The organism is Streptomyces sp. AMJ-169 (genome assembly GCF_055597585.1).
In genome coordinates, this window is the sequence record NZ_JBVLTJ010000002.1 from 505,848 (window position 1) to 532,199 (window position 26,352).

The following is a 26,352-nucleotide window of genomic DNA, read 5'->3' on the forward strand; positions in this document are numbered from 1 at the left end:
GCTCCCGGTGTCACGCCGGGACGTGCACCGTCTCTATCCGCGACGCCACCAGCCGCTCCCGCTCCCGGCGCGCGGCCCGGGTTCGCAGCCGCAGGATCTGACTGATCCCGATCGCCTGGAGCACGAACACGACCGAGAACGCGGTCGCGTAGTCGTCGCCGGTGGCGTCGAGCAGCACGCCGATCGCGAACAGGGTCACCATCGAGGCGGTGAACCCCCCGATGTTGGTGATCCCGGAGGCGGTGCCCTGCCGCTCCGGCGGATTCGCGGGCCGCGCGAAGTCGAACCCGATCATCGAGGCGGGCCCGCAGGAGCCGAGCACGACGCACAGCAGCACCAGCGCCCACATCGGCGTACGCGCCCCCGGCCACCCGATCGCGAGCCCCCAGGCGATCCCCGTGGCCAGCACGGTCCCCAGCGCCAGCGGCAGCCGCGCCTCGTGATGCCGGGCGACGATCTGACCGTAGACAAGTCCGAAGACCATGTTGGAGAGCACGACCACCGTCAGCAGCTCCCCGGCCTCGCCGCGCGAGAGCCCCTGGTCCTGGACGAGGAACGGCATCCCCCACAGCAGCAGGAACACCATCGCCGGGAACTGGGTCGTGAAGTGCACCCACATGCCCAGCCGCGTCCCCGGTTCCCGCCAGGACGCGGCGATCTGCCGCCGTACGTAGGCGGCGCCGAGGTGCGGGAACGGCTCGGGCTCGTGCCCGTCCGGGTGGTCCTTCAGGAACAGCACCAGCAGGACGAGGACGACGCCGCCGAGACCGGCGCTGCCGGCGAACGCCCAGGTCCAGCCGACGCCGTTGAGCAGCCGGGCGATCACCAGCGTCGAGACCAGGTTGCCCACGACCCCCGCGAGCCCGGCGAGCTGCGCGACCAGCGGTCCGCGCCGGGCGGGGAACCAGCGCGTCCCGAGCCGCAGCACGCTGATGAACGTCATGGCGTCCCCGCAGCCGAGCAGCGCGCGCGAGGCGAGGGCGGTGCCGTAGGAGGGCGAGAAGGCGAAGCCGAGCTGTCCGGCCGTGAAGAGGATCACGCCGATCGTCAGGACCCGCTTGGTGCCGAGGCGGTCGACGAGGAGGCCGACGGGTATCTGCATGCCGGCGTAGACGAGGAGCTGGAGGATCGAGAACGTCGACAGCGCGGAGGCGCCCACGTGGAAGCGGTCGGCCGCGTCGAGCCCGGCGACGCCGAGCGACGTACGGAAGATGACAGCGACGAAGTAGACGGAGACGCCGATGGACCACACGGCGACAGCGCGGCGCCCGCCGGGCGGGTCACCCGGGAGAGTGGAGTTGCGCGACGACAGGCTCACCGCTCCTCACCCCGGGCGAGGTGCGCGAACCAGTCGACGTGCCGGCGGACGAGGGTGACGGCGGAGTCGGCGTCGCCGTCCCGCAGCGCCCCGAGGATCTCCTCGTGCTCGACGAGGGTCTTGGCGACCCGGTCGGGGTGGGCGTGCATGATCGCGACGCCCATCCTCAACTGCCGGTCGCGCAGCTGGTCGTAGAGGCGGGAGAGGATCTCGTTGCCGCCGCTGCGGACGATCTCGGCGTGGAAGCAGCGGTCGGTGACGGCGGCGGCGGCCAGGTCACCGCGCGCGGCCTCCTCCTTCTGCCGCTCCAGCAGCTCCTCGAGCCGGGCGACGAGCCCGGCGGGCGCGGGGACGGCCTTGCGCGCCGCGTGCTCCTCGACCAGCATCCGGGTCTCGACGACGTCGGCGATCTCCTGCGCGGAGACGGGCAGGACCAGCGCGCCCTTCTTCGGGTAGAGCCGGATGAGCCCCTCGCCCTCGAGCCGCAGCAGCGCTTCCCTGACCGGGGTGCGCGACACGCCCACGACGTCGGCGAGTTCGCCTTCGGTGAGGAGGGTGCCGCCTTCGTAGTGCCGGTCGAGGACACCTTGTTTGACGTGGGAGTAGACGCGGTCGGTGGCGGGGGGCTGCTTCAAGGAGGGCTGCTTCAAGGACGGGGGCGCTGACGGCATGAGGCACAGGATAGATACATCATGAACGCATGTGCGGGCCGTTCCACGATGCGGACCCCCCGCGCCCCGGCGGCGACTTGACGACCACCCTCCCCAAGAGTTCCTAAATTCCTGGGATCCGGCGTACAACTTTCTGTGCTACTTACGTGTCTTGCGGGTGCGGCCCCTTTGTTTGCCCCCAGTTGGAACAGGCCGCACCCAGGGCATTCAGACGGATAAGAAGCAATCGGGGTATTTCAGTTGATAACTGCACTCAAGGGCCGCCGCGTCCGCAGAGCCGCCGCCGTCACCGCGACGGCCGTCGCGATGCTCGCGACCGGCGCCCTCGCAGCGGCACCCGCGCAGGCCGCCACCGCGCCCACGATCGCCGCCAAGGCCGGCTACGTGATGAACAACGCGACAGGCACGTCGTACGGCAAGGCCGCCAGCACCAAGCTGTCCACCGGCTCCACCACGAAGATCATGACGGCTCTGGTCGCCGTGACCCAGTCGAACTTCAACCTCAACGACACGGTCGTGATCCAGAAGGCCTACAGCGACTACATAGTCGCCAAGAACGCCTCGTCCGCCCGCCTCATCGTGGGCGACAAGGTCACCGTCCGCCAGCTGCTGTACGGCACGATGCTGCCGTCCGGCTGCGACGCGGCGTACGCCCTCGCCGACAAGTACGGCACCGGCACCACCCGTGACGCCCGCGTCAAGAGCTTCATCTCCAAGATGAACGCCAAGGCGAAGTCGCTCGGCATGACGAACACCAAGTTCGACTCGTTCGACGGCATCGGCAACGGCGCCAACTACTCGACGGCGCGCGACCTCTCCGTCCTCGCGAAGAACGCGCTGAAGAACGCCAACTTCGCGGCGGTCGTGAAGACCAAGTCGTACACGGCGAAGACGATCACGAAGACCGGCACGACCCGCACGATGGCCGCGTGGGTCAACACCAACACGCTGCTGTCGAGCTACACCGGCACGATCGGCGTGAAGACCGGCTCCGGTCCCGAGGCGAAGTACTGCCTCGTCTTCGCGGCGACCCGCAACGGCAAGACGATCGTGGGCACGGTCCTGGCGTCGACCGACGCGAACGTCCGGGCCCAGGACGCGACGAAGTTGCTGAACTATGGGTTCGCGAATTTGAAGTAAGGGTTGTGCACGAGGGGCTCGCCGCCGGCCGGAGGTGAGCCCCTTCTTCGTACCGCTCAGCCCGCCTTCGCGTCCTGCCGGCAGTACACCCGGTAGCCGGCCGCCGTGATCAGCGCCGTGTACAGACAGAAGAGCAGCGTCGCGGGACCTGGCCCGAGCCCGGAGCCGACGAGCACCCGCGCGAAGGACCGGTCGTCGGCGGGGAAGGCCGAGACGTCGGTGAGCATGGCCCGGCCCACGGCGAACGGCAGCCATTCGCCGATCCCGTCGAACCCCGGCAGATACCCGAGCGCCCCGCCCGCCAGCCGCTCCAGGACCAGCGGCCACATGCACAGCACCAGAACGGGCACGACCCGGCTGCGCAGCAGCGCGACCAGCGCCTGGCAGAGCAGCGCCCAGCAGCCCGTCCACAGCACGAAGCGCAGACCCGGTACGACCGCCCCGGCCCAGTCGGGCACCGGCGCACCCGCGACGGCCAGGGCCACCGCCGCGGCTGGCGCCCCGAGCAGCAGACTCCCGACGGCGGCCCCCGCGGCGACGGCGGACCCGACCAGGCACTTGGCGGCGTAGGCGGTACCCCGCCCGTTGACGGCGAGCCAGGTCGTACGGGCCCCGCCGCGCACCAGGTCGGTGGAGACCGGACCGGTGCCGAGGACCAGCAGGAAGAAGGCCAGCAACGGGATCTGGGTGGCGAGCGGGGACCAGGTGAGGGCGTCCACGAGCGCACCGGCGCTCAACGCCCGCTCCGTGTCGGCGTCGACGAGCACCCCGGCGCCGCCCAGCAGGCTCAGTCCCCCGACGATCCCGAGCAGCACCCAGGTCGACCGCAGCCCGGCGAGATGCCGCCACTCGTAACGACAGGCCCGGAGGAGGGAGTCGAGGGGGGAGAGGGGGGTGGGGGCGCCGTCTGTGTGCGCGGGGCCGCCGGTGTGCGAGGGGCCGCCGGTGTGCGAGGCGTCGTCCATGTGCGGGGTGTCGTCCATGTGCGCGGTGCTCACGAGATCCTGAACTCCTCTTCCGCCATGCCCAGATAGAACTCCTCCAGCGAGGGCCCGGCCTCGTGCAGCCAGTACAGCGGCAGGCCCGCCTCGGCGGCGGCCGTACCGATCCGTACCCGGTCCAGGCCGGTGACGCTCGCGCCGGCGCCGCCGGCCGGGGTGAGCCGGCCGCCCAGGGGAGCGAGCAGCCGCGCGAGCCGGTCCAGGTCGGGGCACTCCACGCTCACCACCCGCTGATCCGCCGCGCGGGCCAGCAGCTCCGCCATCGGCGCGGCGACGGCGACCCGGCCGCGCGAGAGCACCACCACCCGGTCGGCCAACTGCTCCATCTCACCCAGGAGATGACTGGAGACCAGCACGGCCCGCCCCCGGTCGGCCTGGGCGCGCAGGAACTGCCGCAGCCAGCGGATGGAGTGCGGATCGAGCCCGTTGGCCGGTTCGTCGAGGACGAGAACGGGCGGATCGCCGAGCAAGGCCTGGGCGATGGCCACGCGCTGCGCCATGCCGAGCGAGAGTTCCGCGAGCCGCAGCCCGGCCGCCTGCGCGAGGCCGACCTCCGCGAGGCAGTCGTCGACGCGCCGGTCGGTCGCGGCCACTCCCGCGGCCACCATCCGCAGATGCGTCCGCACCCGGTGCCCGCCGTGCCCGGCGACCCCGCCGAGGACGGCTCCGACGACCGCTCCGGGCGCGCCCCAGTCGTACAGCGGCCGGCCGAGGTAGTGGGTGCGGCCCTCGCCGCGCAGCAGGCCCAGCATCAGCTGGATCGTCGTCGACTTGCCGGCCCCGTTGGCGCCGACGAAACCCGTCACCTCGCCCGCGCGGAGGGTCAGCGAGACGCCGTCCAGGACCCGCTTGGCGCCGAAGGACCTGCCGAGGTGAAGTGCCTCGGCCAGAACGTCACCGGGTTCCGTATTCATGGCGCGGTGGTTCATGTAGGGTCTCCCTGCGTTATCGCAAGGGGGAGGAAGCCCGCAATAGGCGGCCCGAACAGGCGTGGAAACCGAAGGGTCGTCACCGCAGGCCTCTTCCCCCGATCACTTCGCCGGATTTCCCGGCTCATTTCCTGAAGAGCGCGATCACTTGGGCCACGAACACCGCGTGGGCGAGAAGGCATACACCCCAGGCCGAGGCATTGCGCATCCCGTGCCGGAAAACCGCCGTCCAGCCGGCCGCCAGCAATACCGCGGACAGCGCGACGAACACACAGGAAATGCTGAACCAAAGGGTGGAGAGCTCCGTGAACAATGCGATGGCCGCCGCCGGGACGAGCACCAGCAGGGGCAGCGCCCAACTCCCTTCACTCGCGGAGCGGTCGGGTGCGGTGTCGGGCGTGGTGCCGGTCATCCGGCGCTCCGTTTCTGTCTGAGTACCTGTCGTGCGGGCCGGTCTGCGGGGGCCGGGTCCGTCCGGACGGACCCGGCCCCCGCACCGGGATCAGTGCAGGGCGTTGTAGATGTCGAGCAGCGTCAGACCGGGCGTGATGGCCTGTAGCGGCAGCCGCACCAGCAGGGGCAGGCCGTCGTACCACTTCTTGAAGTCGCTGTACTTGCCCGCGATGGCCTTCGCGAAGCCGCCGACCTTGCTGAACGCGGCACGGATCGCGGACCACCTGCTGGCGGCCGTGACCTCGCCATCGGCGATCTGCACGAGCTCGGCCCGCTCGGCGGCGGTCAGCTGAGCGGCGAAGGGGCTGTCCAGTACGGCGCGCGCGGTCTGCCGGGCGTCCGCCTGCTCGACGGAGGCGGGCGCCGGGGCGGAGACGGACACCGGCGATACGGTCGCGGGCGCCGGGGCCGCCTGGGCCAGCCCCGCGCCCGCGCCGACGGCAATAGCGGCGACAGCGGAAACGGCTGCCGTCCGAAGGGTGTTGCGATTCATTTTTCTTCCCTTGCGTCGTCGCAAGAGGGAGGAAGCCCTGACGGGCGACCTGAACAGGCGTGGAACCGAAAGGCCCCCCGGACTTCTTTCCCCCGATTACGTGATCGCCGCCAGACTCCTCTTGGTCAGAGAGGGGCAGGGCGTCGAGCACGAGTGAACGTTACCCACAAAACGATCACTTGACCATCGGTGAATTGGCCAACTCGCCCGCACCGGTACGTATATGACAGCGCGGACCCCGATATCTCCGGGGTCCGCGCTGCTTTGCCGTCCCATTACTTGGCTGAAAACGACAGATCCCGAAGGTGAGTTGACACAGCACCCCGGTGAAGGGACAGCCGCATATCCCGACCGCGGCCGTCCCTTCCTTCGCTCAGCTCACCTCACGCCCAGCTGATCAGCCTCTTCTTCGGGTCCTCCAACACCGCCGCCACATCGGCCAGCACCTTGGACCCCAGCTCCCCGTCCACCAACCGGTGGTCGAAGGACAGCGCGAGGGTCGTCACCTGGCGGGGCTTCACCTTGCCCTTGTGGACCCACGGCTGGAGTTTGATCGCGCCGACCGCGAGGATCGCGGACTCGCCGGGGTTGAGGATCGGCGTGCCCGTGTCGATGCCGAAGACGCCGACGTTGGTGATCGTCACCGTCCCGCCCTGCATCGCGGCCGGAGTCGTCTTCCCCTCGCGGGCCGTCGTCACCAACTCACCCAGGGACTGCGCCAGTTCGGGCAGGCTCCGCGCGTGGGCGTCCTTGATGTTCGGGACGATCAGGCCGCGCGGGGTGGCGGCGGCGATGCCGAGGTTGACGTAGTGCTTGAGGACGATCTCCTGGTTCGCCTCGTCCCAGGACGCGTTGACCGACGGGTTGCGGCGGATCGCGACCAGCAGCGCCTTGGCGATCAGCAGCAAGGGGTTGATCCGGAGCCCCGCCAGCTCCTTGTCCTGCTTCAGCTCCTCCACCAGCTTCAGCGTCCGCGTCACGTCCACCGTCACGAACTCCGTGACATGCGGCGCCGTGAACGCCGAACCGACCATCGCCTGCGCGGTGGCCTTACGGACGCCCTTGACGGGGACACGGGTCTCGCGGGCCGAGTCGTACGACTGGACCGGCGCCGGGGGAGCGGGGACGGCGACCGTCTCCGCCGGCGGCTGCGGCGGCGCCGACGGGGTCGCCGCCGCGTGCACGTCCTCCCGCGTGATGATCCCGTCCGGCCCCGACGGCGTCACCGTCGCCAGGTCCACCCCGAGGTCCTTCGCGAGCTTGCGCACGGGGGGCTTCGCCAGCGGACGGGAGCCGGAGACGTACGCCACCGTCGCAGCGGCCGGCACCTCCGGAGCGACGACCACCGGAGCCACGACCACCGGAGCCGCCGCCCCATGCCCGTTCAACTCCCCTTGCACAGCCGCCCGTACGACCGCCTGCACCGCCGGAGCCGCCGCCTTCGGCTTCTCCGCGACCCCCTTGCGAGGCCGCCGCTTCGTCGAGGACTCGGCCACCCCGTAACCGACCAGCACGGGCTGGCGCCCCGAACCGACGGCCGGCTTCTCCTCGGCGACAGCGGAGGCGGCCGGGGCGGCCGGGGCAGCCGGGGCAGCCGGGGCAACTGGAGCCGCCGGGACAGCCGGGGCAGCAGAAGCCGACGGAGCCGAAGAAGCCTCCCCAGCCGGAGCCGAAGCGCCCGCCGGAGCCGAAGCGCCCCCCACCTCCACCGAGATGATCGACACCCCCACATCCACCGTGGTCCCCTCAGGGAACCGCAGCTCCCGCACCACCCCGTCGTACGGAATGGGCAGTTCGACCGCCGCCTTGGCGGTCTCCACCTCGCACACCACCTGCCCGTCCGAGACCACGTCCCCCGGCTGGACATACCACTTCAGGATCTCCGCCTCGGTGAGCCCCTCGCCCACATCGGGCATCTTGAACTCGCGGACCCCGGCATCCGTCATCGTCGTCACGGCCATCTCCTCAGTACGCCAGGGCACGGTCGACGGCGTCGAGCACCCGGTCCAGACCCGGCAGGTACTCCTCCTCCAGGCGGGCCGGCGGGTACGGGGCGTGGTAGCCGCCGACCCGCAGCACGGGCGCCTCCAGGTGGTAGAAGCAGCGCTCGGTGATCCGCGCGGCGATCTCCGCGCCGGAGCCGAAGAAGACGGGCGCCTCATGGACGACGACGAGCCGGCGCGTCTTCTCGACCGACGCCTGGATCGCGTCGAAGTCCAGCGGCGAGACCGAGCGCAGGTCGAGGACCTCCAGCGACCGGCCCTCCTCGGCGGCGACGTCGGCGACCTCACGGCAGAGCTTGACCATCGGGCCGTACGCGGCCAGCGTCAGGTCGGTGCCCTCGCGGACCACCCGCGCCTTGTGCAGCGGGCCGGGGATCGCCTCCGTGTCCACCTCGTCGCGGTCCCAGTAACGCCGCTTGGGCTCGAAGAAGATCACCGGGTCGTCGCTCTGCACGGCCTGCTGCATCATCCAGTAGGCGTCGGAGGCGTTCGACGGAGAGACGATCTTCAGCCCGGCCACGTGCGCGAAGAGCGACTCCGGGGACTCGCTGTGATGCTCGACGGCACCGATGCCGCCGCCGTAGGGGATGCGGATGACGACCGGCATCTTGACCTTGCCCAGCGAGCGCGCGTGCATCTTGGCGAGCTGGGTGACGATCTGGTCGTACGCCGGGAAGACGAAGCCGTCGAACTGGATCTCCACCACCGGGCGGTAGCCGCGCAGGGCGAGGCCGATGGCCGTACCGACGATGCCGGACTCAGCCAGGGGGGTGTCGATCACGCGGCTCTCGCCGAAGTCCTTCTGGAGGCCGTCCGTCACCCGGAAGACCCCGCCGAGCTTGCCCACGTCCTCGCCCATGACCAGGACCTTGGGGTCCTCCTCCAGGGCGCGCCGCAGCGACTCGTTGATCGCCTTGGCCAGAGGCATCTTCTGCTGTGCCATGTCAGACCCCCTCCACGTCCTGCGCGTCCTGGAACGACGCCTGGTAGGCGGCGAACTGGGCCCGCTCCTCGTCGACGAGCGCGTGCCCGTCCGCGTACACGTTCTCGAAGATCGCGAACCGGTCCGGGTCGGGCATCGACCGGACCACTTCGCGCACTCGCCTTCCCAACGCCTCGGACTCGGCTTCGAGTTCCTCGAAAAATCGCTCGTCCGTGTGATTCGAGGACTCGAGGTAACGGCGTAGCCTGAGGATCGGGTCCTTCGCCTCCCAGGCCTGCCGCTCCTCGTCGCCCCGGTAGCGGCTCGGGTCGTCCGAGGTGGTGTGGGCGCCCATCCGGTAGGTGAACGCCTCGACCAGCGTCGGCCCCTCGCCGCCGCGCGCCCGCTCCAGCGCCCAGCGGGTCACCGCGAGACAGGCGAGGACGTCGTTGCCGTCGACGCGGACGCCGGGGAAGCCGTACCCCTGCGCCCGCTGGTAGAGCGGTACGCGGGTCTGCTTCTCGGTCGGCTCCGAGATGGCCCACTGGTTGTTCTGGCAGAAGAACACCACGGGCGCGTTGTAGACCGCGGAGAAGGTGAACGATTCGGCGACGTCGCCCTGGCTGGACGCGCCGTCGCCGAAATAGGCGATGACGGCCGAGTCCGCGCCGTCCTTCGCGACGCCCATCGCGTACCCGGTCGCGTGCAGCGTCTGGGCGCCGATGACGATCGTGTAGAGGTGGAAGTTGTTGCTGCCCGGGTCCCAGCCGCCGTTGTTGACGCCGCGGAACATGCCCAGCAGGTTCGTCGGGTCGACGCCCCGGCACCAGGCGACGCCGTGCTCCCGGTAGGTCGGGAAGACGTAGTCGTCCTCGCGGGTGGCCCGGCCCGAGCCGATCTGCGCGGCCTCCTGGCCCAGCAGCGAGGCCCACAGGCCCAGTTCGCCCTGGCGCTGGAGCGCGGTCGCCTCGGCGTCGAACCGCCGGGTCAGGACCATGTCGCGGTACAGACCGCGCAGTTCGTCGGGGGTGATCCCGGCGACGTACGCGTCGTACTGCGCGTTCTTGACCCGCTCGCCCTCCGGCGTCAGCAGCTGGATCAGGTCGGGGTCGGCGCTCTTCTTCTTCGCGGCGCCGCGCGCGGCGGCGGTCTTGCGGGTGGTGGCAGCCTTGCGCGGTGCGCGGGCGGCAGTGCTCTCCACGGTCACGTGTGCTCCTCCGTCGGTCCGGCCCCCGGGATTGCCGGGTTCCAGTGCGGCCTACCTGTTTCCGACACCCGTGCACGGGGTGGGTGCCACTCGGCCGGGAACAGGCGTGACAGGTGCCCGGCGAGCGCCCTGCGACGATTACGTTACCCAGTGCTCCACATATCTGTGAAACCCCCTCTGACCTGCAATTTTGCTTGGATATCCAAGTAAATCGAGCCAGGTCGGGAAGGGTCCTGGTCACAGCCTCGCAGGAGGCCGGGGCAACGGCACGTTATCCCGGCCTCCCGGCCCTTAGGAAGGGCCGCGTGTGACACTGCTCTCGTGCGCGAAACGGCGAAAACCAGGGTGTTTCTGCTCGACGACCATGAAGTCGTCCGGCGCGGGGTGAAGGAGCTGCTGGCCTTCGAGGACGATCTCGAAGTCGTCGGCGAGGCCGGCACCGCGGCCGAGGCCCTGGCGCGAATTCCGGCCATCCGCCCCGACGTCGCCGTCCTCGACGTACGGCTGCCCGACGGCAGCGGCGTCGAGGTCTGCCGCGAGGTGCGTTCCCTCGACCCCGCGATCCGCTGTCTCATGCTCACCTCGTTCTCCGACGACGAGGCGCTCTTCGACGCGATCATGGCCGGGGCCTCGGGTTATGTCCTCAAAGCGATCCGCGGGGACGAGCTGCTGTCCGCCGTCCGCGAGGTCGCCGCGGGCAAGTCCCTGCTCGACCCGGTGGCCACCGCCCGCGTCCTGGAACGGCTGCGCGAAGGCGCCCCCAAAGAGGACGAACGGCTGGCCCGGCTGACCGATCAAGAACGGCGCATTCTCGACTTGATCGGCGAGGGACTCACCAATCGTCAGATCGGCGAGAACCTCCATCTCGCGGAGAAAACCATCAAAAACTACGTTTCGAGCCTGCTGGCGAAACTGGGGATGCAGCGGCGTTCCCAGGCGGCGGCGTACGTGGCCCGGCTACAGGCCGGGGGCGGGAATCAGGGGGGAGATCAGGGGTAGGGCGGGGAAAAACCAGGGGCGGGATCAGGGGCGGAATCAGGGGGCCACCAGGGAGGTCACCGGGGAGGCCGCTGAGGAGGCCACCACCCGGTGACGCTTCCCATTCGGGACTTACGACCCTTTCTGCCGGGGCAGGAGCCCCTACCGGCGGCGCCGAAGGCACCGACACAGTGGACGCATGCCGACCGACGCCCCGCTCGCCGCCGACACCCGGCACGCCCTCGACCTGTTCGCCCGCACCGACCACGGCCACCTCGCCGCGACCCGGCGCGCCCTGCCCGTACTGGCCGGCGCCCGCCACCTCGTCGTCGGCGACCGGCTGCTCCTGCGGCTGCACGGCGGCGACGGCACCTGCGCCGGCCAGATCGTCGCGTACGGCACCGGCGACGCCGATCACTGGTCCGCCCAGGTCGTCGGGGTCTGCGCCCTGGCCGACCCGGCGGAGGCGCGGCGTACCGCGCTCGCGGCGGACGCTCCGGACGACGCGCTGTATCTGTGGGTGGCGCCCCAGTTCGCGACCGTCCATCCGGGGGCTTCGGGGGCTTCGGGGGGTACGGGAGCGGAGTGAGGCGCGCGTGGAGCGAAGAAGGAGCGCGTAGACGAAAAGGGGCGCTTGCATACCTCGCACGCGCCCCTTTCACACACCCAGGCCGCCCCGCTCAGCCCCCCGTCAGCCCCAGGCTGGAGCCGCTGGAGGTGTCGGAACCGCTCGTCGTCGAGCCCTCGGAGGTGTTGCCGGCCGTGGTGCCGGTACCGCTGGTCGTACCGGAGTTCGTCGAACCCGTGGACGTCGACCCCTCCGAACCGGAGCTGGTCGACCCCTCGGAACCGGAGCTCGTCGAGCCGGCGGAGGAGTTCTCGGAGGGCGACGTCGGCTCGGTGCTCGTCTGGTCCGTGGGCGTCGGCGTCGGCGTCGACTTGTAGGACGGGGACGGCGTGTAGTAGTTCTCGCCGCCCGTGCTGGAGCTGTTGCTGTCGGACGAGCCGTCGCTGGAGCTGTCCGACTGCTCCTCGCTCGGCGAGGGGGACGCCGAGTCGTCGGAGGCCGTCGGGGAGGCGGACGGCGACTGGGTCGTGTCGTTGTTGCCCTTGCTCGAGTTCGCGTTGTTCATCGCGAGGGCGACCCCGGCGGCGATCGCGATCACCGCGAGGACGGCGAGGATCCAGAGCTTGCCCCGGCCGCTGCCCTGATTGCCGTGGCCCTCGAAACCGCCGTCGTCCCGGCCGCCGTAGCCCTGGGGCAGGATCGGCTGGGGGATCTGGGACGTCGTACCGCCCGGACCCATCCCGCCAGGACCGCCCATGCCCTGCTGCGGCATGACCGTCGTGCTCGCGAAGCCCTGCTGGTGATGACCGGCCATGGGGGCGTCGACCGGGCCCGTGTTCCACGTGCCGGTGTGGCCGCCCTGGTCGTACAGCATCTGGAGCGCGTACTGGACCAGACCCCGCATCTCCTCGGCCGTCTGGAAGCGGTCGTCCGGCTCCTTGGCCAGAGAACGCATGACGAGCCCGTCGAGTTCCGGCGGGCAGACGCCCTGCGAGGACTGCGACGGCGGGACGGGGATGTCCTGGACGTGCTGGTAGACCACCGACAGCGGCGTCTCACCGGTGAACGGCGGGCGCAGCGCGAGGAGTTCGTAGAGGAGGCAGCCCGTCGCGTAGAGGTCGGAGCGGTGGTCGACGGCCTTGCCGAGCGCCTGTTCGGGGGAGAGGTACTGCGGCGTGCCCATGACCATGCCGGTCTGCGTCATCGTCGTCGACGCGCCGTGCAGCGCGCGGGCGATGCCGAAGTCCATCACCTTCACCGCGCCGTTGTGCGTGATGATGACGTTCGCCGGTTTGATGTCGCGGTGCACGATGCCGTGCTGATGCGAGTACGCCAGCGCCTCCAGCACCCCGGAGACGATGATCAGCGCCTGCTCGGGCCCCGGCGCCTCGGCGTTGAGCAGCAGATCACGGATGGTCCGCCCCTCGACGATCTCCATGACGATGTACGGCACCGCCTGGCCGCTCGCCATCACGTCCTCGCCGGAGTCGTACACGGCGACGATCGAATGGTGGTTGAGGCCCGCGACCGACTGCGCCTCCCGCGTGAAGCGGGCCTTCGAAGTCGGGTCCTCCGCGAGGTCCGCGCGCAGCAGCTTGACGGCGACGGTCCGCCCGAGGCGTACGTCCTCGGCGGCGAACACCTCCGCCATGCCGCCGCGCCCGAGCCGGCGCGTGAGCCGGTACCGGCCGTCGCCGACCAGCCCGCCGTTGCCCCATAGTTCCGGCGCGTCCGACATACCGCCGTCAGTCGCCTCGGGGTCGGACGGGCCCTGAGAGCGCTGCTGCTGTGCCATCAGTCCTCGCCGTCGTTTCTGCCCGCGGTGCGCGCGGTGTTGTCACGGTCTCCGTCGGCCACGCTACAGCCTCCGCACAGACCCACGGTCCGGACGGACGCCCGTGACCGGTCATCGTCCTCATACCTAACAGACGCCGACGTGCACATTCTGTGCACCAGCCGTACAGCCCGTGTGACGCGGGTGCGGCGCTTCTTTCGCGTACGGTCACGGATCGGGCATCAAGCTTGACGTGTGGGGGGCCTGAGGCAGACTTGGCCGAGATTGACACATTGGATCACCGGTGTCGTACGCATACGTACACCCGGACAGCGGCTACGGGGGACGCGCAGACATGAGCCAGGACGGGGGCCGGTACGCGGGGCGAGCGCTGGCCGGCGGACGCTATCAGCTGCGGGACCTGCTCGGCGAGGGCGGTATGGCCTCGGTCCACCTCGCCTATGACTCCGTGCTCGACCGACAGGTCGCGATCAAGACACTCCACACCGAGCTCGGCCGCGAGCAGGCCTTCCGCGAGCGCTTCCGCCGCGAGGCCCAGGCCGTGGCCAAGCTCACGCACACCAACATCGTCTCCGTCTTCGACACGGGCGAGGACGTGGGCGCGGGCGACGGTGCGCCGATGCCGTACATCGTCATGGAGTACGTCGAGGGCAAGCCGCTCGGCTCGGTGCTCGACCGGGAGATCCAGCAGTTCGGCGCGATGCCGGCCGACCAGGCGCTGAAGATCACCGCGGATGTGCTGGCGGCGCTGGACATCAGCCACGAGATGGGGCTCGTCCACCGCGACATCAAGCCCGGCAACGTGATGATGACCAAGCGCGGTGTCGTGAAGGTCATGGACTTCGGCATCGCGCGCGCCATGCAGTCCGGCGTCACGTCCATGACGCAGACCGGCATGGTCGTCGGCACCCCCCAGTACCTCTCCCCCGAACAGGCCCTCGGCCGCGCGGTCGACGCCCGCTCCGACCTCTACTCGGTCGGCATCATGCTCTTCCAGCTCGTCACCGGCCGCCTCCCCTTCGACGCGGACTCGCCGCTGGCCATCGCCTACGCGCACGTCCAGGAGGAGCCGGTCACCGCCTCCTCCGTCAACCGCGCGCTGCCGCCTGCCGTGGACGCGCTGATCGCCCGCGCGCTGAAGAAGAACCCCAACGAACGCTTTCCGACGGCCGTCGCGATGCGGGACGAGTGCCTGCGGGTGGCCGCCTCCTTCCAGGCGGCGCCGCCGAACATCGTGGCGGGGGCTTCGGCGCCGAGCGGGCAGGGGGTGGGGTCGGCGGTGTTTCCTCCGGTGGGGACGGAGGGGGCGGGGTCGGCCGGTCAGTTCGGGGGCTCTCCTCAGGTTGGGGGCGTGCAGACGCCGTATCCGCCGAATCCGTACGGTGCCCCGGCGCCGGCGGTGCCTGCCGCGTCGTACGGGTATCCGCAGCAGGGTGCGTACCAGGGGCCGCCCTCGGCTCCGTACGGCGGGCCGCAGGGGTACGGGAACGGGCCGTCGACTCCGCCGCCCGCTTCTCTCTCCTCTCCCGGCTCGGGTTCTGGCTCCGGTTCCGGTTCCGGGAAGGGCAGTCGGCCGGTGGTCATCGGGGCGGTGGTGGTCGCGGTCGTCGCGGTGGGGGCCTTGGTGGCGGCGCTCGTGATGAACGGCGGGGGGAGCGACGGCAGCGCCGGGGGCGGTGGGGCCACGACCTCGGCGTCCGCAGCGGCGTCGCAGGCCGAGGGGTACCGGGGTCCGGACACGTCCAAGACGATCGACGCGACCCAGTGTTCGGAGCCGGAGGAGTCGTACAACGACCCCGAGAAGGTGCGGGTGCCGAACTTCCAGTTCAAGAACATCGACTCGGTGAAGGCCTGTTTCCAGGCGGCCGGGTGGCAGATGAAGGTCGTCCGCGTGGATGAGAACACGTACGGGGACGGGACCGTCATGGAGCAGTTCCCGACGGCGGGGACGGATGTGGATCCGAAGGCGGTGCCGGAGATCCAGCTGAAGGTGTCGACGGGGAATCCGTCGTAAAGGGTGTCTTGAGGGGGCTGTCTCTTAAAGGGAAGGGCCCGGCGTTTCGGCGCCGGGCCCTTCTGCTGTGCTGGGGGTGTCTGGAGGTACGGCGTCTAGAGGTACGGCCCGCCGATCCGTCCGCCGCCGTGGGCGTCGTCGCCCTCATGGCCGCCGCTGCCGGGCGGGAGGGCCCGGCGCATCTGCTCCAGCTGGGCGCGGGCGGCCATCTGCTGGGCGAAGAGGGTGGTCTGGATGCCGTGGAAGAGGCCTTCCAGCCAGCCGACCAACTGGGCCTGCGCGATGCGCAGTTCCGCGTCGCTGGGGATGGACTCCTCGTTGAACGGCAGCGACAGCCGCTCCAGCTCCTCGACCAGCTCCGGCGCGAGCCCGTCCTCCAGCTCCTTCACCGAGCTGGCGTGGATCTCCTTGAGGCGGGCGCGGCTGGCCTCGTCGAGGGGGGCCGCGCGGACCTCCTCCAGCAGCTGCTTGATCATGCTGCCGATCCGCATGACCTTCGCAGGCTGCTCGACCTGCTCGGTCACCGGGATCTCACGCCCGTCGTCGTCCGCGTCCACTCCGCCGAGCGCCATGCCGTCCTGGCCCACGACCAGGATCTTCTGGACGTTCTCCGGCGACCCTTCGTTCCTCGGCATCTCCATACCGCCATTCTGTCCCACCCCCCTGAGCCCCGACTCCCCAGCCCCCGTTTCCGGCCTCCCGAAGTGCAGCGCCGGTGGCACGGTGTGAGTCTTGAACCACTGAGCGCCACCTTGTTTCTCGGAGAGGGGGTCACTTGTGGCCAGGAGCGGTTGGCGGGGAGGGGGGAGAGGGGTGGGTTCGGCGCTGGTGAGTACGGCTCTGGCGGGTGCGGTGCTGGCCGGTTCGGGGACGGGGCAGGCGTTCGGTACGGGGCAGGAGTTCGGTACGACTCTCCCGGCCTCGGCGAGACCGACTCCGACGGATTCGGCGCTGGCGGGCAACAGGGCAGGCGAGGGCAGAGAACACCCCGGCCGCGAGGAGGAACCGCCCGCGGAGGAGGAACAGCCTGCCGAGGAAGGGGTGGACGACGGAACCTCGGTACCGGAGACCCCGGTCGCGGCCACCCCCACACCACCCCCGGAGACAGAGGCAGCGGCAGCCCAAACCCGCCGCCACCACAGAAGCGGCCCGGTTCTCCAGATACTGCCGCTGGGGATGGGGTTGGTACTGCTGGGGATGGGGTTGGCGTTGGCTCGGTTGGGGGTGCGGCTGCGGAGGGGGTGAGGGGGTCTGGCGGCTGCGGGTGGAGTGTGGCTGGCTGCGGCAGAGCCGCGAATGGATACGGCCCCGCGCCCGTGATAGGCGGCGCAGCCGCCTGTTCAGGCGGCGCGGGGCTGTATCCATATGCGGCTCCGCCGCGTGGGCGCGACCAGCCACGACCCGCCCGCAGCCGCCAGACCACACCCCCGGCACCCCCAACTGCGCCCTACCTACTCCCCCACCACCAGCAACACCTTCCCCACATGCCCGCTCTCCTCCACCACCCGATGCGCGACCGCAGCCTCCCGCATGGGAATCTCGCGGTCGACCACCGGCCGGACATGCCCCTCCTCCACCAGCGGCCACACATGCTCACGCACCGCCGCGACAATGGCGGCCTTCTCCTCCAAGGGCCGCGCGCGCAGGGAGGTCGCGGTCACCGCACCCCGCTTGGCCAGCAGAGCCGCGATGTTCAGCTCCCCCTTGACACCCCCCTGAAGCCCGATGATCGCGAGCCGCCCGTTCACGGCGAGCGCCTGGACGTTGCGGTCCAGATACTTGGCCCCCATGTTGTCGAGGATGACGTCCGCCCCGGCACCCCCGGTCGCCCCCTTCACCTCGGCCACGAAATCCTGCTCGCGATAGTTGATCAGCACATCGGCGCCCAGCTCCGCGCACCGTTCGAGCTTCCCGGCGGTCCCGGCGGTCACCGCGACCTTCGCCCCGACCGCTTTGCCGAGCTGGATCGCCATGGTCCCGATCCCACTGGACCCCCCGTGCACGAGCAGCGTCTCCCCGGGCCGCAGGTGGGACACCATGAAGACGTTTGACCAGACGGTGCAGGCGACCTCGGGAAGCGCGGCGGCGGCGACGAGGTCGACGCCCTTGGGCACGGGCAGCAACTGCCCGGCGGGAACGGCGACCTTCTCGGCGTACCCACCGCCCGCGAGCAGCGCGCACACCTCGTCCCCGACGGCCCACCCGGACACCCCGGGCCCGACCTCGACGATCCGCCCGGAACATTCGAGCCCCGGGTAGGGGGAGGCGCCGGGCGGTGGGTCGTAGAACCCCTGCCGCTGCATCAGATCGGCGCGGTTGACGGCCGTGGCCACCACCTCGACCAGCACTTCGCCCTCACCGACGACCGCGTCCGGCACCTCAGTCCAGACCAGCGTCTCGGGCCCACCGGGTTCAGAAATCGAAATCGCACGCATGCCCCGACGCTACCCGCCGGGCCGGGGAAGAACGCCGAGCCCCCACCGAAGAGCGCGACCACCCGGCCCGACCCCACGAGCCCTCACACCTCCGTCCGCCGCTCACCCCCCGCCGCCCGCACGATCGTCACCAGCCGGTCCGTCAGCTCCAGCACCCCCACCGCCGGATCGTCGTACGCCAGCACCCGGTGCCCCCGCACCACGCTCACCACAAGATCATCCGTCTCCCGGGGGCTGCGCCCGGTCTCCGCCTTGGTCACCGGCCGCTCGACGATGTCCAGCCCGCTCCCCTGCTGCAACAGCCCCTCCATGACCAGACCGGCGGCGGGACTCAGCACGGAGAGCCCCAGCAGCCGCCCCGCCGCCCCCGCGCTGGTGATGACCTCGTCGGCGCCGGACTGCCGCAGCAGCGGCGCGTTCTCCTCCTCACGGACGGCGGCCACGATCATCGCCCCCTTGTTGAGCTGCCGGGCGGTGAGCGCGACGAGGACGGCGGTGTCGTCCCGCTGGGTGGCGATGATGATCCGCCCGGCCCGGTGCACCTCGGCCCGGCGCAGGACGTCACTGCGGGTGGCGTCCCCGACGACGCCCTCGTACCCCTCGGCGGTGGCCGCGTCGATCACCTTGGCGCTGGGGTCGACCACCACGACCTGCTCCTTGCGCAGCCCCGAGGCGCAGGCGGTCCGAATCGCGGAACGCCCCTTCGTGCCGAAGCCGACGACGACAGTGTGATCACGCAAGGGTGCCTCCGGAGTGTTCCGTGAATCATGGACGCGGACGGCGTGTGGCGCATATGCCGACCGGACGCCCGCCGGGAACCATGGTGCCCACCGAACCGATCACCACCCCAAGGGGGCACACCATGAAGGACCATCCACGGCCACCGGGCAAGCCGAGCAGACTCTCCCTCTTCCGGTCGCTGTGGTACCGCTCGCGCGCCGACGTCCGCGACGACGCCGAGGCCAGCCGCTCGGTGACGATGCCGATGCGCAACAGCGTCCCGCCGCTGGTGCAGGTCCTGCGCCGGCTGCTGATGGCGCTGCTGGTGCTGGCGGTCACGACCGTCATCGTCTACGTCGACCACGACGGCTACACGGACAACTCCGACGGCTCGGTCGACTTCCTGGACGCCGCCTACTACGCGACGGTGACCCTCTCCACCACGGGCTACGGCGACATCACCCCCGTGAGCGACGCGGCCCGGCTGGTGAACATCCTGGTCGTCACCCCCTTGCGGGTGATCTTCCTGATCATCCTGGTCGGCACCACCCTGGAGGTCCTCACCGAGCGCACCCGCCAGCAGGTCCGCGTCCACCGCTGGCGCACCCGGCTGCGCGACCACGTCGTGGTCGTCGGCTACGGCACGAAGGGCCGGCACGCGGTGGAGACCCTGGTCGGGCAGGGCATCGCGAAGGACCGGATCGTGATCGTGGACGCCCAGAAGAAGGCGGTTCTGACGGCCGCCGACGACGGCCTGGTCTCGGTCGCCGGTGACGCCACCCGCTCCGACACCCTCCTCAAGGCCGAGGTCCAGGGCGCGGCGCAGGTCATCGTCTGCCCCCAGCGCGACGACACCGCCGCCCTGGTCACCCTCACGGCCCGCCAGCTGAACCGGCGGGCGACGATCGTCGTGGCCGCCCGCGAGGACGAGAACGTACCCCTGCTCAAGCAGAGCGGCGCCAACACGGTCATCACCAGCTCCAGTTCGGCCGGCCGTCTCCTCGGCGTCGCCATGGTCAGCCCGGTCGTGGCGAACACGCTGGAGGATCTGATGACGCTGGGCAGCGGCCTGGACATCGTCGAACGCCCGGTCCACCCCGAGGAGATCGGCAGGACACCCCGCTCCTGCGCCGACCTGATCGTCGCCGTGGTCCGCCGCAGGAACCTCCTCGACTACGCCGACCCCCGGCTCAGCACGCTGGAGGCGGGGGACCGGGTGGTGACGGTGAGCCGGGCGAAGGTGGTGGAGCCGGCGTAACAGGCGCACGGGGCAGCACGTTTCACGTGAAACACGCCAACTGGCCTGATCGGAGGCTCTGTTTCACGTGAAACGTGCCAACTAGCCTCGCCGGAAGCCCTGTTTCACGTGAAACATGCGTCCGTGTTTCACGTGAAACCTCCCGATAGCTGCTGTTTCACGTGAAACAGAGCGGCTCACGTCAACACCCACGGCAGATCGAGCAGTTCGACCTCGCCCCCGGCCCCGACACCCCCCGGCGGCACCACGGCCAACGCGTCCGCCACCGCGATCCCCCGCAGCATCGCCGGCCCGTTGTAGTGCAACGGCACCGCCCGCTCCGCCCGCAACCGCACAGGCACCAGCCGGGTGTCGTACGGATGCCCGTGCACGGTGTCCTTCAGCGGCAGCCGGTACGGCTCGGGCGCCGGATGCGCGGTCAGCGTGCGCAGCAGCGGCTCGGCGAGGGTCAGCAGTCCGGACACGGCCGCGAGGGGGTTGCCGGGGAGTCCGACGAGGTACTGGTCCTCCCTCGTACGGGCCAGCAGCATGGGGTGCCCGGGGCGGACCTTGACCCCGTCCACCAGCAGTTCGGCGCCGATCCGGCTCAGGGTGGGGTGGACGTGGTCGACCGGCCCGGAGGCGGTCCCGCCGGTCGTGACGATCAGGTCGGCGCCGGACGCGGTGACGGCCTCGTACAGCGCCTCGGCGTCGTCCCCGAGCCGCCGCACCGCGACGACCTCCGCGCCCAGCGCCCGCAGCCACGGCGGCAGCATCGGCCCGAGCGCGTCCCGGATCAGCCCGTCGTGCGGCCGTCCCTCGGTGAGCAACTCGTCGCCCAGCACCAGCACTTCGACGCGCGGCCGGGCGCCGGCGCTCAGGCTGTCGTACCCGGCCGCCGCGGCGAGCCCGAGCACGGCCGGTGTGACGACGATCCCCGCGGGCAGCAGCAGATCCCCGTTACGGCACTCCTGTCCCCGGGGCCGGATGTCCTGCCCGTGCTGGAGGTCCCGGGTGGAGTGCAGCCGCCCCTTGTCGTCCCCGCGCCCGTGCTCGCTGCGCAGGACGGCCGTGGTGTCCAGCGGGATCCGGGCCCCCGTCGCGATGCGTACGGCCTCCCCGTCGGCGAGCCGCTCCGGCGCCGCGTGCCCCGCGAGCACCCCTTCGTCCCGTACGGCCCAGGGTCCGGGCCCCGCGACCGCCCAGCCGTCCATCGCGGAGGTGTCGAAGGAGGGGAGGTCGGTGAGGGCGGTCAGGGGGGCGGCGAGGGTCAGGCCGAGGGCGGCGTCCAGGGGGACGGAGAGGGGGGTGCGGCGGGCGGCGGTGGAGCGGGCGGCTCGGGCGGCGAGGGCTCGGGCTCGGGGCCAGGGGGTGGGGGGGCTGCCTGGGGAGTCGGCGGGGGAGTTGCCGGGGGTGTCCGAGGGGGAGTCGGTGGCGGGTTCGCCGGGCGGGGGGTCGTCGTGGCTGCCGCCGCTCCCCTTGCCGTCCCTGCCGCCGGCGCTACCGGCGTTGCCGCTGCTGCCGCCGGCCTCGCCGTTTCCGCTTCGGTCGGCGGGGGGCCGGTTGCTGTCGCGCACGAGGGCCAGTACCTCCTCGACGTCGAGATCCTCCGCGTCCGTGCCGCCGGCTTCGCGGATGCCGGGGGCGGTCATCTGGCACCCGGCCCGGAGCCGCCGGACAGGGAGCCGCCGGGCGAGGCGTCACCGGAGACGGAGAGGCTGGGCGGGGCGTCGCCGGACGCGGAGTCGGACTCGGCCTCCCCGGCCGCCTTACGCTTCCCAGCCGCCCCGACTCCCTCGGCCTTCCCAGCCTTCCCGGTCCCCTCGGCCCCCTCGGTTTTCCCGACTCCCTCGGCCTTCTCGGCCCCCTTCGCCTTCTCGGCCCCCTCCGCTTCCGCCGCCCAGCGCAGGGCGAGGGCGGCGGCCTTGCGGGAGGCCTCGGCGACGGCTTCGGGGCCGCCTTGGGCGCGGCCGGCCGCGTAGCCGACGAGGAACGTCGTCAGCGGGGCCGCCGGCCGGGCCACGCCGTGCGCGGCGTCACGGGCGAGGTCGAGCAGGAGGGGGGTGTCGACGTCGAGGTCGATGCCCAGCTCGTCCTTGACTGCGGAGATCCATTCATCCAGCACGTGGTCATGCTCCCTGATCCGGGCCCGGGCGGCGGCGATGTCGTCCCAGGTGTCGCAGTCGAAGGACGCGACGGTTCCCGGGACACGGGTGAGACGGAGCCGCGCGACGAGCTTCCGCAGCGGCAGCCCGGAGAGCCCGCCGTGCGCGTCGGCGAGCGTGGCGAGTTCACGGCGCAGGGCGGAGGCGCGGTAGGCGGCGACGAGGGGTTGGTCCCGGCCGTCGGGGTCGACGAGAAGGGCGCCTTCGGGCCCAAGATCAGCAGCCGGCGCCCCCTCCGCACCCCGGCCGGCGCCGGCCCCAGCCGTCGGCTCGCCCTGGCCGGCCCCCAGCTCCCCCAACAGCCCCCGCACCGTCCCCGCGTCCAGGAACGGCAGGTCGGCCGAGAGCACGACGACCCGTTCGGCGCCGGTCAGGCGGAGCCCGGCGGCCAGGGCCGCCACCGGACCCGCGCCCGGCGGATCCTCCCGGGTCCAGCGGACCGGACGGAGAGTGGGGCGTTCGGCGGCGACCACGATCGTCTCGGCCGCGTCGGCGCACGCCGCGAGCACCCGGTCCAGCAGGGCCCGCCCGCCGACCCGCACCCCTGGCTTGTCGGCGCCGCCGAGCCGCCGGGCGCCGCCGCCCGCGAGGACGACGGCGGCGTAGGGGCGCGCCTCGGGCGTCACCCCCCGGATATCGGAAGTCACCCCCCGAGTATGCGCGCCGGGCCGATCACCGGGAACCCGGTGTCACAGCGTGCGCAGCAGCACCGCCGGCTGCTCCACGCAGTCGGCGACGTACCGCAGGAAACCGCCCGCGGTGCCGCCGTCGCAGACGCGGTGGTCGAAGGTGAGGGACAGCTGGACGACCTGGCGCACCGCCAGTTCCCCTTCGTGCACCCACGGTTTGGCGGCGATGCGGCCGACGCCGAGCATGGCGGCCTCGGGGTGGTTGAGGATCGGCGTGGAGCCGTCGACGCCGAAGACGCCGTAGTTGTTGAGCGTGAACGTGCCGCCGGTCAGTTCGGCCGGGGTCAGGGTGCCCGTACGGGCGGACTCGGTGAGCCGGGCCAGCTCCGCCGACAGGCTCTCCGCGCTACGCCCCTGCGCGTCCTTGACGACCGGTACGACCAGCCCCCGCTCGGTCTGCGCCGCGAACCCGAGGTGCACGGCGTCCAGCAGCACGACCTCCCGCGCCTGCGCGTCCACCCGGGAGTTCAGCTCCGGATAGCGCGCCAGGGCGGCCGTGCAGATCCGCCCGAGCAGCGCCAGCAACGAGATCTTCGGCCCGCCGGCCCCGTTCATCACCGCCCGCGCCCGCAGCAGCTCGGTCGCGTCGGCGTCGACCCAGCAGGTCGCGTCCGGAATCTCCCGCCGACTGCGCGAGAGCTTGTCGGCGACGGCCCCCCGGACCCCCTTCAGCGGAACACGGGTGCCGACGACGGCAGCGGCGCCGCCCGGGCCCTCGGGCACGGCCTTCTCCACCGCGACGCGCACCTGGCTCTCCGCCACCCGCAGGGCATCCTCCACGTCCGCCCGCAGGATCAGCCCGTCGGGCCCGGACCCGGCCAACTCCCGCAGATCCAGCCCGTTCTGGCGGGCGAGCCGGCGGACGAGGGGGGAGATGACGGCGACGGGCCCGTCGGTGTCGGGGCGCTCCACGACCGAGGCGGCGGCCGGGACCGAAGCTCCGTTGAGAGCCGCCTCTCCCCGCGCACCCCCGGCGCCGCGTGACAAGGGGCCCGTCACAGAGACCCCCGGATACACCCTCCGGCGCCGCCGGGCCGTCGGTTCCGCCGTGCCGTAGCCGACCAGGACGTTCCCCGACCCGGAGCCTTCCGAGGCAGCGCCCCGGCTCTCCTCCGCCGATGCCGGGCCCTGCTCCTCCACCGGACCGACGGCGACCGTCAACAGCGGTGCCCCCACCGGGAGTTCCGTGCCCTCCTCGCCGTAGCGGGCCGTGACGACGCCGCCGTAGGGACAGGGCACCTCGACCATCGCCTTGGCGGTCTCGACCTCGACGACGGGCTGGTCGACGGTGACGACGTCGCCGACCTGGACCATCCAGTGGACGATGAGCGCCTCGGTGAGCCCCTCGCCGAGGTCGGGCAGCCTGAACTCCAGGACCTGTGCCATCAGCTCCCTTCCTCCCACTGCAATCGGGCCACGGCGTCGAGGACACGGTCGACGCCGGGCAGATGGTGACGCTCCAGCTTCGGCGGCGGGTACGGGATGTCGAAGCCGCCGACGCGCAGCACCGGCGCCTCCAGATGATGGAAGCAGCGCTCGCTCACCCGGGCCGCGATCTCGCCGCCCGGGCCGCCGAAGGAGCCCGCCTCGTGGACGACGACCGCGCGGCCGGTGCGCCGGACCGACGCGCAGACCGTGTCGTCGTCGAACGGCACCAGGGAGCGCAGGTCGACCACCTCCAGGTCCCAGCCCTCGCCCCGCGCCGCCTCGGCCGCCTCCAGGCAGACGGGGAGCGAAGGCCCGTACGTGATGAGCGTGGCACTGCGCCCGCTTCGCCGCACCACCGCCCGTCCTATCGGTTCAACGTCCGGCGGATCCTGCGGGTTCCAGGAATCCTTCGCCCAATAAAGCCGCTTGGGCTCCAGGAAGACGACCGGGTCGTCGGAGGCGATGGAGGCGCGCAGGAGGCCGTACGCGTCGGCGACGGTGGCCGGGGTGACGACGTGCAGGCCGGGTGTGGCGGTGTAGTAGGCCTCGGAGGAGTCGCTGTGGTGCTCGACGCCGCCGATGCCGCCGCCGTAGGGCACGCGGACGGTGATGGGCAGGGGCATCCGGCCGCGCGTGCGGTTGCGCATCCGGGCGACATGGCTGATGAGCTGCTCGAACGCCGGGTAGGCGAACGCGTCGAACTGCATCTCCACGACCGGCCGCAGCCCGTACATGGCCATCCCGACGGCCGCCCCGAGGATGCCGGCCTCGGCGAGCGGGGTGTCGGTGCAGCGGTCGTCGCCGAACTCCTCGGCGAGGCCGTCGGTGACGCGGAAGACGCCGCCCAGGGTGCCGACGTCCTCGCCCATGACGTGCACGGCCGGGTCGGCGGCCATCGCGTCGTGCAGCGCGCGCGTGAGGGCCTGCGCGAGGGTGGCGGGTTTGGCCGCGACGGTCGTCATCCCCGCTCCTCCTCGGCGTCGAGCTCGGCCCGCAATTGTGCCTGCTGTTCCAGCAGTTGGGGGGTGGGGTGGGCGTAGACGTGCGCGAACAGGTCCTCCGGGTCGAGCGCCGGTTCCTGGTTCATCCGCGCGCGCAGGGAGGCCGCCATCTGTTCGGCGTCCTCCTGGACGGCCGCCAGCCTGGCTTCGTCGAGCAGCCCGCGCGCGGTCAGTTCGCGCTCCACGAGCCGGATCGGGTCGTGGTCCCGCCAGGCCTCGACCTCCGCGTCGCCCCGGTAGCGGGTCGCGTCGTCGGCGTTGGTGTGCGCCTCGACCCGGTAGGTGATCGCCTCGACCAGCGTCGGCCCGCCTCCCGCGCGCGCGTGGCGCACGGCCTCGGTGAGCACCTCGTGCACGGCGAGCACGTCGTTGCCGTCGACCAGGCGGCCCGGCATCCCGTACCCCACGGCCTTGTGGGCCAGCGAGGGGGCGGCGGTCTGCTTGTCGAGGGGTACGGAGATGGCGAAGCCGTTGTTCTGGACCAGGAAGACGACCGGGGCCTGCCAGACGGCGGCGAAGTTCAGCGCCTCGTGGAAGTCGCCCTCGCTGGTGCCGCCGTCGCCGACCATGGCGAGCGCGACCACGTCGTCGCCCTTGAGGCGGGCCGCGTGGGCGAGGCCGACGGCGTGCGGCAGCTGGGTGGCCAGCGGGGTGCACAGCGGCGCCACGCGGTGCGCGAGGGGGTCGTAGCCGGTGTGCCAGTCGCCGCGCAGCAGGGTCAGGGCCTCGACGGGGTCCACGCCGCGCGCGACGACCGCGAGGGTGTCGCGGTAGCTGGGGAAGAGCCAGTCGCGTTCCTCCAGGGCGAGCGCGGCGCCGATCTCGCAGGCCTCCTGGCCGGTGCTGGAGGGGTAGACGGCGAGCCGGCCCTGGCGGGTGAGGGCGGTGGCCTGGGTGTTGTAGCGGCGGCCCCGCACCAGCTGGGCGTGGAGCCTCAGCAGCAGTTCGGGGTCGGCCTTGGCGGCGTCCCCGGTGCCGAGCACGCGGCGGGGTTCGGCGTCCGGCAGCAAAGGCGCGGGGTCCGTGCGGGGCTGCCAGGCGGGCGGCGGTGTGGGCCGGTACGCGTCTCGCTGCTCCATGACCGTCATGGCGGCACCTCCTCGTGGGAGCGGCTGGAGAGACGCCTTGGTGTGATGCGCCTCACCTACCGATTGTTCGGTCGTCGGCACATTTTGGCTACGGGTG

General features: G+C 71.6%; 23 protein-coding genes and 1 pseudogene. 6 read left to right on the top strand and 18 right to left on the bottom strand.

Annotation, left to right across the window (positions count from 1 at the left end):
* Window positions 1-10: 10 nt before the first annotated feature.
* Together ACYUD3_RS06860 and ACYUD3_RS06865 are read right to left on the bottom strand one after the other, a co-directional pair.
* Window positions 11-1,318 (bottom strand): MFS transporter, encoded by a 1,308-nt coding sequence (locus ACYUD3_RS06860; RefSeq protein ID WP_470965242.1) that lies wholly within the window; start codon window positions 1,316-1,318, stop codon window positions 11-13.
* The gene (locus tag ACYUD3_RS06865; RefSeq protein WP_470965244.1) at window positions 1,315-1,989 is read right to left on the bottom strand and encodes a GntR family transcriptional regulator; all 675 of its coding nucleotides are present in this window, start codon (window positions 1,987-1,989) and stop codon (window positions 1,315-1,317) included. The genes ACYUD3_RS06860 and ACYUD3_RS06865 overlap by 4 nt, the downstream gene beginning before the upstream one ends.
* 240 nt (window positions 1,990-2,229) lie before the next feature.
* Between ACYUD3_RS06865 and ACYUD3_RS06870 the strand changes: the two genes are divergently transcribed.
* Window positions 2,230-3,129: a D-alanyl-D-alanine carboxypeptidase family protein gene (locus ACYUD3_RS06870; protein WP_470965247.1), complete on the top strand. Its 900-nt coding sequence runs from the start codon at window positions 2,230-2,232 to the stop codon at window positions 3,127-3,129.
* A 56-nt stretch (window positions 3,130-3,185) separates the two neighbouring features.
* Here the strand turns inward: ACYUD3_RS06870 and ACYUD3_RS06875 are convergent, their stop codons facing one another.
* The 7 genes from ACYUD3_RS06875 to pdhA (ACYUD3_RS06905) all read right to left on the bottom strand — a co-directional run bounded on the left by ACYUD3_RS06875 (window position 3,186) and on the right by pdhA (ACYUD3_RS06905) (window position 10,137).
* Entirely contained in the window at window positions 3,186-4,127 is a 942-nt protein-coding gene (locus ACYUD3_RS06875; RefSeq protein WP_470965250.1) for a hypothetical protein, read from the bottom strand.
* A complete protein-coding gene (locus ACYUD3_RS06880; protein WP_470965252.1) occupies window positions 4,124-5,044 on the bottom strand; it encodes an ABC transporter ATP-binding protein in 921 nt (306 codons plus the stop codon). The genes ACYUD3_RS06875 and ACYUD3_RS06880 overlap by 4 nt, the downstream gene beginning before the upstream one ends.
* Window positions 5,045-5,183: 139 nt before the next feature.
* Window positions 5,184-5,471 (bottom strand): hypothetical protein, encoded by a 288-nt coding sequence (locus tag ACYUD3_RS06885; protein WP_470965255.1) that lies wholly within the window; start codon window positions 5,469-5,471, stop codon window positions 5,184-5,186.
* A 90-nt stretch (window positions 5,472-5,561) separates the two neighbouring features.
* A complete protein-coding gene (locus ACYUD3_RS06890) occupies window positions 5,562-6,005 on the bottom strand; it encodes a hypothetical protein (protein WP_470965258.1) in 444 nt (147 codons plus the stop codon).
* A 383-nt stretch (window positions 6,006-6,388) separates the two neighbouring features.
* The gene (locus tag ACYUD3_RS06895) at window positions 6,389-7,960 is read right to left on the bottom strand and encodes a dihydrolipoamide acetyltransferase family protein (protein WP_470965260.1); all 1,572 of its coding nucleotides are present in this window, start codon (window positions 7,958-7,960) and stop codon (window positions 6,389-6,391) included.
* 10 nt (window positions 7,961-7,970) lie between these two features.
* A complete protein-coding gene (locus ACYUD3_RS06900) occupies window positions 7,971-8,951 on the bottom strand; it encodes an alpha-ketoacid dehydrogenase subunit beta (protein WP_470965263.1) in 981 nt (326 codons plus the stop codon).
* Window position 8,952: 1 nt separating this feature from the next.
* On the bottom strand, window positions 8,953-10,137 hold the full coding sequence (pdhA, locus tag ACYUD3_RS06905; RefSeq protein ID WP_470965265.1) for a pyruvate dehydrogenase (acetyl-transferring) E1 component subunit alpha: 1,185 nt from the start codon (window positions 10,135-10,137) through the stop codon (window positions 8,953-8,955).
* A gap of 321 nt (window positions 10,138-10,458) precedes the next feature.
* Between pdhA (ACYUD3_RS06905) and ACYUD3_RS06910 the strand changes: the two genes are divergently transcribed.
* On the top strand, window positions 10,459-11,136 hold the full coding sequence (locus tag ACYUD3_RS06910) for a response regulator (RefSeq protein WP_470965268.1): 678 nt from the start codon (window positions 10,459-10,461) through the stop codon (window positions 11,134-11,136).
* Window positions 11,137-11,314: 178 nt separating this feature from the next.
* On the top strand, window positions 11,315-11,704 hold the full coding sequence (locus ACYUD3_RS06915) for a pyridoxamine 5'-phosphate oxidase family protein (protein WP_470965271.1): 390 nt from the start codon (window positions 11,315-11,317) through the stop codon (window positions 11,702-11,704).
* A gap of 91 nt (window positions 11,705-11,795) precedes the next feature.
* Here the strand turns inward: ACYUD3_RS06915 and ACYUD3_RS06920 are convergent, their stop codons facing one another.
* Window positions 11,796-13,478: a protein kinase domain-containing protein gene (locus tag ACYUD3_RS06920; RefSeq protein ID WP_470965274.1), complete on the bottom strand. Its 1,683-nt coding sequence runs from the start codon at window positions 13,476-13,478 to the stop codon at window positions 11,796-11,798.
* Window positions 13,479-13,812: 334 nt separating this feature from the next.
* On the opposite strand from ACYUD3_RS06920, the gene ACYUD3_RS06925 reads away from it, so the two are divergent.
* Complete coding sequence (locus ACYUD3_RS06925; RefSeq protein ID WP_470965277.1) at window positions 13,813-15,492, top strand: Stk1 family PASTA domain-containing Ser/Thr kinase; 1,680 nt, start codon at window positions 13,813-13,815, stop codon at window positions 15,490-15,492.
* Window positions 15,493-15,587: 95 nt separating this feature from the next.
* On the opposite strand, the gene ACYUD3_RS06930 is transcribed toward ACYUD3_RS06925, so the two are convergent.
* Complete coding sequence (locus tag ACYUD3_RS06930) at window positions 15,588-16,133, bottom strand: bacterial proteasome activator family protein (protein WP_470965280.1); 546 nt, start codon at window positions 16,131-16,133, stop codon at window positions 15,588-15,590.
* 187 nt (window positions 16,134-16,320) lie between these two features.
* Between ACYUD3_RS06930 and ACYUD3_RS06935 the strand changes: the two genes are divergently transcribed.
* Window positions 16,321-16,737 carry a hypothetical protein gene (locus ACYUD3_RS06935; RefSeq protein ID WP_470965283.1) on the top strand — a complete coding sequence of 139 codons (417 nt, stop codon included), beginning with the start codon at window positions 16,321-16,323 and terminating at the stop codon, window positions 16,735-16,737.
* A 206-nt stretch (window positions 16,738-16,943) separates the two neighbouring features.
* Here ACYUD3_RS06935 and ACYUD3_RS06940 read toward each other — a convergent pair whose 3' ends face one another.
* Together ACYUD3_RS06940 and ACYUD3_RS06945 are read right to left on the bottom strand one after the other, a co-directional pair.
* Window positions 16,944-17,927, bottom strand: coding sequence for an NAD(P)H-quinone oxidoreductase (locus ACYUD3_RS06940; RefSeq protein ID WP_470965286.1), 984 nt, complete (start codon window positions 17,925-17,927; stop codon window positions 16,944-16,946).
* 83 nt (window positions 17,928-18,010) lie between these two features.
* Window positions 18,011-18,670, bottom strand: a pseudogene (locus tag ACYUD3_RS06945) (potassium channel family protein); the annotation flags it as partial.
* A gap of 119 nt (window positions 18,671-18,789) precedes the next feature.
* Here ACYUD3_RS06945 and ACYUD3_RS06950 point away from each other — a divergent pair.
* Window positions 18,790-19,905, top strand: coding sequence for a potassium channel family protein (locus ACYUD3_RS06950; RefSeq protein WP_470965289.1), 1,116 nt, complete (start codon window positions 18,790-18,792; stop codon window positions 19,903-19,905).
* 176 nt (window positions 19,906-20,081) lie between these two features.
* Here the strand turns inward: ACYUD3_RS06950 and ACYUD3_RS06955 are convergent, their stop codons facing one another.
* Genes ACYUD3_RS06955 through pdhA (ACYUD3_RS06975) form a run of 5 tightly spaced genes read right to left on the bottom strand, consistent with a single transcriptional unit; the run spans window position 20,082 to window position 26,255 of the window.
* A complete protein-coding gene (locus tag ACYUD3_RS06955) occupies window positions 20,082-21,536 on the bottom strand; it encodes a molybdopterin molybdotransferase MoeA (protein WP_470965292.1) in 1,455 nt (484 codons plus the stop codon).
* Window positions 21,533-22,696, bottom strand: coding sequence for a DUF6457 domain-containing protein (locus ACYUD3_RS06960; protein WP_470965294.1), 1,164 nt, complete (start codon window positions 22,694-22,696; stop codon window positions 21,533-21,535). Before ACYUD3_RS06960 ends, ACYUD3_RS06955 begins: the two co-directional genes overlap by 4 nt.
* Before the next feature lie 42 nt (window positions 22,697-22,738).
* The gene (locus ACYUD3_RS06965) at window positions 22,739-24,124 is read right to left on the bottom strand and encodes a dihydrolipoamide acetyltransferase family protein (protein WP_470965296.1); all 1,386 of its coding nucleotides are present in this window, start codon (window positions 24,122-24,124) and stop codon (window positions 22,739-22,741) included.
* Window positions 24,124-25,128, bottom strand: coding sequence for an alpha-ketoacid dehydrogenase subunit beta (locus ACYUD3_RS06970; RefSeq protein ID WP_470965299.1), 1,005 nt, complete (start codon window positions 25,126-25,128; stop codon window positions 24,124-24,126). Before ACYUD3_RS06970 ends, ACYUD3_RS06965 begins: the two co-directional genes overlap by 1 nt.
* A complete protein-coding gene (gene pdhA, locus ACYUD3_RS06975; RefSeq protein WP_470965303.1) occupies window positions 25,125-26,255 on the bottom strand; it encodes a pyruvate dehydrogenase (acetyl-transferring) E1 component subunit alpha in 1,131 nt (376 codons plus the stop codon). Before pdhA (ACYUD3_RS06975) ends, ACYUD3_RS06970 begins: the two co-directional genes overlap by 4 nt.
* Between the last annotated feature and the right edge of the window lie 97 nt (window positions 26,256-26,352).